7 protein-coding genes are annotated in these 12,308 nt (G+C 30.7%); 4 read left to right on the top strand and 3 right to left on the bottom strand.

Features of this window, described 5'->3' with window-relative positions; all coding sequences use genetic code 11:
• The first annotated feature begins 99 nt into the window (after nucleotides 1-99).
• Genes SVN78_05220 through SVN78_05210 form a run of 3 tightly spaced genes read left to right on the top strand, consistent with a single transcriptional unit; the run spans nucleotide 100 to nucleotide 5,525 of the window.
• Nucleotides 100-987, top strand: coding sequence for a PfkB family carbohydrate kinase (locus SVN78_05220; GenBank protein MDY6821003.1), 888 nt, complete (start codon nucleotides 100-102; stop codon nucleotides 985-987).
• Nucleotides 984-3,134 carry an HAD-IIB family hydrolase gene (locus SVN78_05215; GenBank protein ID MDY6821002.1) on the top strand — a complete coding sequence of 717 codons (2,151 nt, stop codon included), beginning with the start codon at nucleotides 984-986 and terminating at the stop codon, nucleotides 3,132-3,134. The genes SVN78_05220 and SVN78_05215 overlap by 4 nt, the downstream gene beginning before the upstream one ends.
• A complete protein-coding gene (locus SVN78_05210; GenBank protein MDY6821001.1) occupies nucleotides 3,135-5,525 on the top strand; it encodes a sucrose synthase in 2,391 nt (796 codons plus the stop codon). It abuts the gene before it with no gap.
• On the opposite strand, the gene SVN78_05205 is transcribed toward SVN78_05210, so the two are convergent.
• Together SVN78_05205 and SVN78_05200 are read right to left on the bottom strand one after the other, a co-directional pair.
• Nucleotides 5,515-6,198: a flavodoxin family protein gene (locus SVN78_05205; GenBank protein MDY6821000.1), complete on the bottom strand. Its 684-nt coding sequence runs from the start codon at nucleotides 6,196-6,198 to the stop codon at nucleotides 5,515-5,517. The genes SVN78_05210 and SVN78_05205 overlap by 11 nt on opposite strands.
• Nucleotides 6,195-10,844 carry an EAL domain-containing protein gene (locus SVN78_05200; protein ID MDY6820999.1) on the bottom strand — a complete coding sequence of 1,550 codons (4,650 nt, stop codon included), beginning with the start codon at nucleotides 10,842-10,844 and terminating at the stop codon, nucleotides 6,195-6,197. The genes SVN78_05205 and SVN78_05200 overlap by 4 nt, the downstream gene beginning before the upstream one ends.
• Nucleotides 10,845-10,976: 132 nt before the next feature.
• On the opposite strand from SVN78_05200, the gene SVN78_05195 reads away from it, so the two are divergent.
• On the top strand, nucleotides 10,977-11,591 hold the full coding sequence (locus tag SVN78_05195) for a hypothetical protein (GenBank protein MDY6820998.1): 615 nt from the start codon (nucleotides 10,977-10,979) through the stop codon (nucleotides 11,589-11,591).
• 15 nt (nucleotides 11,592-11,606) lie between these two features.
• Here SVN78_05195 and SVN78_05190 read toward each other — a convergent pair whose 3' ends face one another.
• A complete protein-coding gene (locus SVN78_05190; protein MDY6820997.1) occupies nucleotides 11,607-11,978 on the bottom strand; it encodes a hypothetical protein in 372 nt (123 codons plus the stop codon).
• Between the last annotated feature and the right edge of the window lie 330 nt (nucleotides 11,979-12,308).

The raw sequence follows: 12,308 nt of genomic DNA, 5'->3' as shown, positions 1-12,308 counted from the left end.
GATAATTTATCAAAATTATTATTCAACAATTTATAAAATAAATATTAGTTAAAACAAAGACTTTTAATAATAATTGTATATGATAAAATAAAATTAGAAGTGAAATATAATATAATAATATTTGGCGAAGTATTATTTGATGTTTATCCCGATAATGTAGAAAAATTGGGTGGCGCCCCATTTAATGTAGCCTGTCATCTAAAAGCCCTTGGATGTGAGCCAATATTAATAACCGCAATAGGTGATGATAAACGTGGAAAAAAAGTTAAAGATGCCATCAAAAAATGGGAACTAAAAAAATCAATAATAACAACCTACAAAAATCACCCAACAGGTGCCTGCAATGTAATAAATAATAATGGTGTCACCTCTTTTGAAATACCCGATAAACAAGCCTTTGATTTTATAAAGATAGATGATGATACATTAAAAAAACTCCCTAAAAAATCCCTTCTATATCACGGTACACTTGCTCTAAGAAGCAATGTAAATACAGAAACACTTAAAATTATTAAAAGGACAATAGATTGTTATAAATTTATAGATCTAAACCTTAGAGCACCATGGTGGAGAAAAACAGATGTTCTAAAGCTTTTAAAAGATATTCATATCCTTAAATTAAATAAAACTGAATTTATTACTCTTTTTTCTAAAGAAGTAGATAGAGTGAGCCTAAAAGAAGTAGCTCACAATTATAATTTAGATGCAATCATGCTAACAAAAGGTAGTGAAGGTGCAGAAATATATACTAAAGAGGATCTGCATTTAAAAGGTAAAAAACCTTTAGAAAAAGCTCTTGTAGATGAAGTAGGTGCAGGGGATGCTTTTTCCGCTGTAAATATCCTAGGATTATTAAATAACTGGGATTTTAATGAAATCTTAGAGAGGTCTTTAGAGCTTGCTTCTGATATCTGCACAATCAAAGGGGCACTACCAAACAATTTAAATTTCTATAAAAAATATATAGAAAAATGGGGAATTAAATGAATGTTAATAAAAAATTATATATACTAATGTTATCTATCCATGGCCTTGTAAAATCCGAAGATATTGAATTAGGGAGAGATGCTGATACAGGTGGTCAAATAAAATATGTTATAGAACTTATTAAAACCCTCTCAAAAAGAGATAAAATTAGAAAGATAGATTTGTTTACTAGGAAAATAATAGATAAGAATGTAGATGATATATACAGCAAGGATATTGAAACAATAAATGAAAAAGCAAAAATTGTCAGAATTGAATGTGGTCCAAAAAAGTATCTTAGAAAAGAAAAATTGTGGGACTATTTAGATGAATTCTCCGATAAGATTGTTCAATATCTTAGAAAAATAAAGGATGCACCTGATGTTATCCATGGGCACTATGCAGATGCTGGTTATGTTGGCTCAAGAGTTGCAGCAATGCTAAATATACCTTTTATTTTTACAGGCCATTCTTTGGGGAGGGTAAAAAAAGAAAGACTGCTCTTAGAAAAAGGAGTAACGGAAAAGCAAATTGAAAATAAATACAATATATCAAAACGTATAGAAGCAGAAGAGATAGCCCTATCATCAGCTGAATTGATAGTAGCAAGCACAAGACAAGAGGTAAATGAACAATATAAAAGGTATGAGATGTATAGCCCGCGCAGAATGAAGGTTATACCACCAGGGGTTGATATAAGCAATTTTAGGCCACCAAAAAGAGGGGATACAACGCCACAATTTGTATCAAACGAATTATCACGTTTCCTAAAAAAATTAAGAAAGCCTTATATACTAGCAATCTCAAGGGCAGATGAGAGAAAAAACATTAAAAACCTAATTAAGGCATATGGAGAGAGCGCAAAATTACAAGAACTAGCAAACCTTGTTATAATTGCAGGTGAGCGTGATGATTATAAAAAATTAGAAAAAGGTGCAACTAAAGTAATTGAAAATATGCTGTATCTAATAGACAAATATGACTTATATGGAAAAGCAGCATACCCAAAAAAACACTCCCAAAATGATATATATGAGATATACAGACATACTGCTAAATTAAAGGGTGTATTTGTAAACCCTGCACTAACTGAACCCTTTGGTCTCACGCTAATTGAGGCAGCAGCAAGTGGATTGCCTATTGTTGCAACAAATGACGGTGGACCAATAGATATAGAGAAAAATTGTAAAAATGTTCTCCTAATAGATCCTACAAATATTAAAGAGATCGAAGAAAATATTCTAAAGATATTAGAAAATAAAAGATTATGGGCTAGACTATCAAAGAACGGTCTAAAGGGAGTTCATAAACACTACACATGGGAATCCCATGTTGATAAATATATAAGGCATATTAATTCTATTTTACGCAAGAAAAAATATATACACATATTAGAAACAGATAATCGAAAATTGCAAGCTGTTGATAGGCTAATCATATCAGATATTGATAATACACTATTAGGTGATAAAGAATCCTTAGTAAAACTTTTAGACTTGATAAATGATAAAAATTATATAGGTTTTGGTGTGGCAAGTGGTAGAACGATAAAAAGTATAATAAACGTTTTAAAAAAATGGAAGGTAATGAACCCTGATATAATAATAAGCTCAGTGGGTACTGAAATATATTATGGAAAAAAATTAATTAGGGATAGACAGTGGGATAAACATATCTCCTATAGATGGTATCCAACAAAAATTAAAGAAATTATGAGTACTATAAAAGGTATTAGAATGCAACCCCAATCTACACAACGAACACATAAGATAAGCTACTATATGAATCCAAAAATAGCGCCAACTAAAGAGGAATTATATAAAATCTTGAGAGAAAATGGGGTATATGCCAATGTTATATACTCCCATGAAAAATATATTGATATATTACCAATTAGAGCTTCTAAGGGCTACGCTATAAGGTATATATCAATTAAATGGGATATCCCTCTTGACAAAATACTGGTAGCTGGCGATTCTGGTAATGATGCTGAAATGCTAGTGGGAAACACATTAGCTGTAGTTGTTGGTAATTATAGCCCAGAAATTGAGCACTTGAAAAATGAACCACAGATATATTTTGCTAAGGAAAAATATGCTGCAGGTATTATAGAGGGAATATATTATTATAATTTTTTAGAAAAAATAAAAATAGAAGAAAGGTGGTAAATGCTGTTAAATGAACTTAATAAATTTGCAGAAAGACATCAAGAAACTGTCTATCTATTTTTTAGAGAACTTAAGAATAAAAATAGGGAGTTGTTGCTACAATCCGATGTTATTAATACTTATGAAAATTTTCTCAAAAAGGAAAATAAAGGGATTTTAAAAGAAAGCATTTTAGAAGAATTAGTATATAATACCATTGAGACAGTTATAAGAAGTAACCTCTATCTTATGAATATAAGGATTGATATAGGAAAATTTACATATCTCCAATTTGATCTCGATTCAGTTAGCTTTAAAAATATTGAAGCCTCTGAATTTCTATTCTTCAAAGAGGAATTAGCAGAAGTAGGCAAGTCAATTGATGACTGGAGCTTAGAGATAGATATTACACCCTTTAATAGGGAGTTTCCAAGATTGCTAGAGCCAAAAAACATTGGAAAAGGTGTAGAATTTCTGAATAGACATCTTGCAAGCAAACTCTTTTTTGATATGGGACAAGGCTCAAAATTACTACTAAACTTCTTAAAGGTACATAAATATAAAGATACTAAACTTATGCTTACAGATTCGATCAACTCTATTGAAGAGCTTCGCAGACAGCTTAGAAGAGCTATAAACTATTTATACAAAAAAAATGATAATGATTCCCACTCTGCTGTTAAAAGACACCTAAAATCACTTGGCTTTGAGGAAGGATGGGGAAAAAATGTGGGCAAAATAAAAGAAACTATGGAATTCCTAGTTGATATTTTAGAAGCACCTGAGCCTGGAATGGTACAGGAATTTTTAAGTAGAATACCTATGATATTTAATATAGTTATAATATCCCCCCACGGCTATTTTGCACAATCCAATGTTTTCGGAAAGCCAGATACTGGTGGGCAAGTTGTATATATCTTAAATCAGGTAAAGGCCTTAGAAGATGAATTAATAAATTCTATAGAAGAGCAAGGCCTTGATATTAAGCCAAAGATTATTGTTGTCACAAGACTTATCCCTGAGGCAGAAGGCACAACCTGCAATGAACCTGAGGAGAGAATATTTGGAACAAAATATGCAAAGATTAAGAGAATACCCTTTAGATATGAAAATGGAGAAATTGTTAAAGAGTGGATATCAAGATTTCATATATGGCCATTTATTGAAAGATTTGCCATAGATGCGGAAAAAGAAATTTTAGCCGAACTAGGGAATAAACCTGATTTTTTTATTGGAAACTATTCTGATGGCTCACTTGTAGGCTATATTTTATCTAAAAGACTTGGTATCACAAATTGTATGATAGCACATGCTTTAGAAAAAACAAAATATTTATTTTCTGACCTATACTGGAAAGACAATGAAGAGAGATATAAATTTTCCGCTCAATTTACAGCTGACCTTATAGCAATGAATACTACCGATTTTATTATCACAAGCACCTACCAAGAAATTGCAGGCTCAGATAGGTCCATTGGTCAATATGAAAGCTACCAAACTTTCACAATGCCATCCTTATATAGAGTAATTAATGGAATAGAATTGTATGATCCTAAGTTTAATATTGTTTCACCAGGACCAGATGAAAACATATACTTCCCTTATTATGAGAAAGAACATAGGCTTACTTCTTTACAAGAAGAGATAAATAAAATAATTTTCCAAGAAAACTATCCAAAAAGTAAAGGCAATTATAAAAATAAGGATAAACCAATAATATTTGCACTCTCTAGGATTGACTACATTAAAAATATACGCGGACTAGTAAGTTGGTTTGCAGAATCAAAAGAGCTTAGAGAGAATGTAAATTTACTAATAATTTCTACAAATATATTACCAGAAGAATCTAAAGATGAAGAGGAATTAAATATTATAAGGGATATTCACGAGATAATTGATAATAACAATTTAGAAGAATATATAAGATGGGTAGGTGGGATAACTGATAGAAGATTAATCGGTGAAATATATAGATGTATTGCCGATATGAAAGGAGGCTTTGTGCAACCAGCCCTTTTTGAAGCATTTGGTCTAACAGTTGTTGAGGCAATGATATCAGGGCTGCCAACATTTGCAACAAAATATGGCGGCCCCTCTGAGATTATAGAAAATAATATATCAGGATTCCATATTGATCCCAATAATATAGAAGAGTGTTCCAAACTTATTGTTAATTTTTTCAAAGGTGTTCAAAATGACACCAATAGGTGGTATAAAATCTCAGAAAATGCAATAAATAGGGTTAAGACAAAATACTCTTGGAAGATGTACGCAAAAAAACTATTGAGCTTGTCTAAGATATATGGTTTTTGGAAATATACTACTAATTTAGAGAGGCAAGAAAGTTCAAAATATTTTGATATGTTTTATGCATTAATGTTTAGAAGGCGCGCTGAAATCTCTAGCTATTAAACCACCCCTTTTTTAAAAAGTATTCATACTCAAAAGGCCAGTCATCACGCCTTTCTTTTATAACTGCCCCTATAATATCCCTAAAGTTTTTCATTTTTTCTAGCTGATCTTGGTCACTATAATCACCTTTTAATATACTCACAAATTTTTTGGCCTCTTTTCTCACATAAGCTAGAAACTCATCATTATTATCAATAAGAACCTTTGTATCTTGAATTGTCTTTTTCAACTCTGAAACAACAAAAACACCTGTCATATTAAGAAAATCTTTTAAATAATTAATTACCTCCTTTTCACCATAGCCACCACCAGAAGTTGTTACAACTACAGCTTTTTTGCCAAGAAAGCGCTGACAGTGCAACTGATGAGTGAGTCTATCAATAAAGGTTTTAAGTTGCGCTGATACTTGAAAGACATATACAGGAGATCCTATAACAAAAGCATCTGCTTCATATAAAATATCGACTAAATCATTTAGCTCATCCTTTAAAACACATCTACCTAATTTATGACAATTATCACAGCCTATACAATATTTGATGTCCCTTTCTGTTATATCAATAAACTTAGAATATACATTCTCTTCTTCTACACCCTTTAAAAAAGTTTTAATAATCTTACTTGTATTGCTCCTATCTTTTCTAGGAGAACCACTAATACCAATTACTTTCATTCTGTTAGCCTCATATGTTTTTTAAATAATTGCTCATATTCCTCTGCAGGTATAGGTTTACTAAAATAATAACCTTGATATTCATCACACCCCCATTTTTTAAGCAATTCTAGTTGCTCTTTTGTTTCAACACCCTCTGCAACTACTTTTATCCCTAAATTTTTTGAAAGTTCTATAATAGTCTTCACTATTGATGCACTCTCAGATTTTTCGTTTTCTATAGATGATACAAATGATTTGTCTATCTTAATAATATCAATTGGAAATTTTTGTATATAACTAAGGGAAGAAAAGCCTGTGCCAAAATCGTCAACCGATAATATAACATTTATCAATTTCAGATCATTCATTATTTTTAATGCATCCTCAATATTCCTCATTATTATTGATTCAGTTAATTCTAACTCAACCTGCTCTGGTTTTAAATTATTCTGTTTAATATTAAATTCAACTACTTTACTCAAATTTTTATCCTGAAATTGGATTGTTGAAACGTTAACAGATACCTTAATATTAGGTATGCCTCTTGCCTGCCACCCTCTTATTTGCCTACATGCCTCTTCTAACACCCATTGCCCAATTGGCCTAATAAGACCTGAGGTCTCAGCTATGGGGATAAATTCATTTGGTGGAATCAAGCCCTTTTCAGGAGATTGCCACCTAATTAAAGCCTCTGCTCCAATAATTTCATTAGTTTTAATAGACACTTTAGGCTGATAGTATAAAACAAATTCTTTATTTTCTATGGCTTTTTTCAACATATTTCTTATCTCAAATGACTGTTTTGACGTTAATGTCATTGCACTGTTAAAAAATTGAAAGGTGTTTCTCCCCATCTCTTTTGCAAAAAAAAGTGCTGTTTCAGCATTTCTTAAAAGACCAGTTACACTTTCTCCATCATCAGGATATATTGTAATACCAGCACTTACTGTAATATATAGCTTATAACCATCTATATTAAAGGGCTCCTTCAGTGCATCATATAGCTTATTAACAACGATATGAACAACATCTATTTGGTAAATGTCATTTAAAATAATATAAAAATCATCACTTGACAGCCTACTTATTGTATCAGTCCCTCTAATAACATTTTTTAGCCTACCAGCTATACTTTTTATAAGTTTATCACCTGTATTATATCCTAGATTATCATTGATAGATTTAAAATTATCTATATCTAAATAAATTACTCCCACTTTCTTATCATATCTCTTGGCAGCTGCTATAGCTTGAGTAAGCCTGTCAATAAATAGGGATCTATTTGGCAGACCTGTTAGTATATCATAATTTGCCAGTTCTATTATTTTATCCTCCATCTCTTTACGAGGTGATAAGTCAGTTAGAATAGCAATATAATTTTTAATTTTATTATTTTCATCTTTTATTGCATTAATTGAAACCCACTGTGTCAATATTGAACCATCTTTCTTTCTGTTTCTTATCTCTCCCTGCCAGTAGCCGGCCTCTCTTAATTGAAGCCTCATATTGTTAAAGAATTCATCTGAATACTCACTAGAACTTATAATTGATGGATTTTTGCCAATTACCTCACTCTCTGAGTAACCAAACATCTTTTCAAAGGACTCATTTGCGAGAACTATATTATTATTTTTATCAGTGATTATAATAGCTTCATTAATTTTATCTATTGTAGAATAAACTAGCTCTAGCTCCCTTTTATACTCATCTTCTTTTGTCTTAGCAATATTACTTTCTAAACTAATTGATATGTTAGTTGTTAATGTTTTTACTAGATCAAATAACTTGCTACTAAAATAATGGGTTACATCTGAATACAAAATAAACACCCCTGCTATTTGATCATTGTACATTATAGGGATACCACAAGCTGATTTTACGCCAATCTTTCTTGCTGTTTTTTTTATTGGATATGGCACCCCTGTAAAACTCTCATAATCATCTATGATTACAATATCCTTCTTTCTTAAAACATGTAATGCCAAAGTCTTAGGCTTCCCTAAATCTGTCTGGCGCTCTGCCTCCCTAACATAATCAAGATATTTCTCTATTTCTTCAAACCCTTTTCTAATATAACAAGCATTCTCACTTAATATGTCCTTATCTATAGTTAATATTCTAGCTACATATATACCGCCATATTCAACAGCAATCCTACACAGCTCCTTATATACTTTCTCTATTTGAAATTCACTTATAAGCACCTTACTAGCCTCAACAAGGGCACGGTAGAAATTATTAAGCTTAATAAGCTCTTCATTTGTTTTCTTCAATTCTGTAACATCTGTATGTGTCCCTATAATTGACAAAGGCTTACCATCTTTATCATATCTATAGACTGCCCCTCTAACAAGTATCCAAATATATGAACCGTCCTTACACCTTAATCTAATTGTATTTTCGACATTTTTGCGCCTGCCATTTTCTAAATCATCCATTATTTTTCTATGCTCTTTAACATCTTCTGGGTGAACCCTATTCCAAAATTCTTCTAATTTATCAGGAATCTCATCCTTAGAATATTTAAGCATCTCTTTCCACTTATCTGAATAAAAGACTTTATTATCTTTTATATCATACAACCAAACCCCTTCATTTGTGTTATCTAGTGCAGCCCTCCACCTCTCTTCTGAGAGTGCTAATTTTTTTTCAATAAATAATTTCTTCTTATCTATAATAGTTTTTGAATAAATATATGACAATTTATCTACTAAATCATTGAAAAGAGTTAACTTTTTATCATCGAAATAATCCTCATCTTTTGCACATAAAACCATATAATTTCTTGTACTTTCATATTTAATGGGTATGCAAGCTACCGATTTAACACCAAATTTTCTATACCTATTATCTTTTAAATTATCAACAACTACACAACTATCACTTTTATAAGCTCTGGCTAAAGTTGTATCAAAAGCTTCAACATTGATTGATACGCCCAGCTGAATAATTTTTTGGGCTGTATGCTTATTAACCGTTGAATAGGTTAAAACAACTGGTTTATGTGTCTTCTTATTTATCTTTACAATTGCAACATGATCTATATCTAAATAGTTAGTAATTTTTTTAACAACTAACTCGAATACTTTCTTTATGTTATCAAACTTAAAAATCTCTGCATTTACATCAGCTAATAATTTATATAGGTTAGTTATTTCTTCTAATTGAGATTCCTTTCTCTTTAATTCATCAATATCCAAAAAAACACCTATCGCCTTAGAGGTTGAGCCGTCTCTATTTTTCTCTAATTGTTTTACACGGTGTAAAAAATACTTATACGTTCCATCTTGGGCTTTTAACCTAATCTCATCCTTATAGCCCTCCAATTGACCACTAATTAATTTTGACCTTAATTTGCCTACCCTATCTCTATCATCTGGGTGTACTAACCCAAATAATGATGTATCTTCCTCGGGAAAATCATGATTATAATCTAATATCTCATAGAATTTATCAGATTTAATAGCTTTATTCTCGTTAAAATCAAAAACTACTATAATCTCATTTGCTACATCTAGTGCAATCCTCCAGGTCTTTTCAGCTTCAAGAACTTTATTGTTAATCTCTAAATGATAAAAAGCAAATGCTAGATCCCTTGATAATTCATCTAATAGATCAACCAATCTTTTATCAAAATAGTCTTTCTTATCTGAATAAAATGTAAGTACCCCATAACCATTATCTCCATAATAAACTGGGAATGATGCAACAGATTTAAAACCAACCTTTTTTGCTAATTTTGCCCAAGGGGCAAACATTTGATCCTCTAGTGCATTATTAATAACAACAACCCTTCTCTCTCTAAATGCAACCCCCATATTACCTCTGCCATACTCACTTTCTTTAACTGTTACCTTAAAATTTTCATAATACTCCCTGCCGGCATCATTAACAGCATAGTATTGTTTCTTCTCAAAGTCCCCCTTAGAGCTATTAAAAGCACAATAAATGCTCATCGAAAGCTCACTGCACTCAACCGCAACCCTACAAACATTTTTTTCGATCTCTTCTTTGCTGTTAGCCCTTATTATTAGCTGATTTACCTCTGATAAAGCCCTATAGAATTTGCTCATTTTCTCAAGATCTTTATTTGTTTCTGTAAGCTTTTTTATAAGGCTTTCTCTCTGCCTTTCTATTGAAATTCTATAAATAGCTAGAGCGGCATTTGCCAAGACGAGTTCTATAATCTTAACGCTTGATCCATCAAAAAAGTTTTTCTCCTTTGAAAACAGTGTTAATACACCATAAATTTGGTCCTTAAATATTAATGGAAACGCCCCAAAAGAATTATACCCTAGCCTTTCTACATCATCCATAAATACAATGTTAGGGAGCGCCTTTAATGTATCGTTAATTACAAATGTTTTCTTCTGAAAATAGGCTTTGGCAGTTAATGAGTCTTTATACTTGCCAAATACATTAGCTTCCCTTACAACCTTTTCCTGGTAAGCTAAGCCTTTTTCATCTTGAGCGTGTATGGCTAGTTTTTTTAAGCTTCCACTTTTTTCATCAACCGCAAAAATACGCGCCATATATAAACCAATATTATCAACCATAATCCTGCATATATTTTCATATATAATTTTCTCACTCTTAAAGGCGTGCATTTTATTGACTAAATCCATTAGTGATATTAATGACTTAGTAGAATTTATAAGACTCATTTAAACCTCTCTTTATGAATAACTATAACAGATTAAAAAGACAGTTGCCAATATATTTAACATATAAAATATATACAAATGTTAAATTTATTAAAAATTTGCAATATTTTTATAATTATAATATAAAATATTATGCACAAAACTTATAAATGCTATATACTTATAATTATATTATTTCTAATTATTAATTCAACGTTTAACAATAAACTCTTTTCACAAGAAACACTTATAGATAGAAATACACTATTAAGTTATCTACCAGATAATGCAACAAATTTTGTGGCAGTTAATAACTCTGCATTTGCTACGCCTTTACCATATCACAACGGAAATATTGTATTTAGATTCTACCAATTTAACAACGGGGGTTTAGGTAGTCAATCAATTGACAACCAATCAAATAATATAAATAATAGTTATGCAAGGCTTGTCCTATTAAACATAAGTGAACATATTGATAATAGCACAGCAATACCTTTTATAGATCAAATTACATCAAATGAATTGGAAAATGGTGAAAATGCTTGTGAGACAACCTATGATAATATCACAATCGACAATTATACAGCTGTATCTATTAGTGAAATCTGCAATAATAATACCTTCAATAGAATTTATCTACCTTTAATAAGTAATAACGATTATCTACTAGCAGCCTATGCCGACGGGTATGTAGATAATGCTAGCTTAGCTAATCTAATAAGTGCAACGGGCCTATCATCTTTAGAAAGTGAAGTAAGTAGATAGCAAATAATTATAATGCTATTTAAGTGCCCCAACTTGTTTAAGTATATTGGTTAACTTAGCAATCTCATTTGAGAGCATTCCATCTCTTAAAAGAAAATAGGCTATTAATACCCAGAAAAAAGTTGTAACAACAGCCTTCTCTAAGGAGACAACCTTATTTTTCTGAGTATACAATAGATAAGCACCTATTATAAATATAGGCAACATTATATGCCATCTATAATTTAATGGAGGGATAAAAGAAAAGATTATAAAAAGGGCTGTCAATATAATACCAATCCACGTTATAGGTGAAAATTCTTTCAATCTCGCTATTATACCACCACTTTTATATTGATCATCTAATGATTCATTATATCCATTACTAAAGCTATCTTTTTCTGCCATATGTATCCTCCTGCATATGAAATTTTTATATAATTATATATTACAGCAAATTTAATTTAAAGTTTAATTTTCATATATAGTTTTAAATTACACCATTTAAATTGATATCCTCCTTATTTCTAATATAATTATAATAGGGCTTTAAAATGGAACACCTTATAGGGAAGTTAACATGGAGCAAAAGGAGCTATAATTAATGCAATAGTTGCATTAAAAATTTATAATTCATATAATGAATGCATCAAAAACATAAATAAAGTAAATAAAATATTTAAGCCAAATTTAGAGAATAATAAAATATATAAAGGTTTTTATGAGCAATATGTTAAT

It is taken from the genome of Deferribacterota bacterium, from assembly GCA_034189185.1.
Taxonomy (GTDB): Bacteria; Chrysiogenota; Deferribacteres; order Deferribacterales; family UBA228; genus UBA228.
The sequence above is the reverse complement of the archived record's forward strand: the minus strand, read 5'-3'. Positions and strand labels throughout refer to the sequence as shown.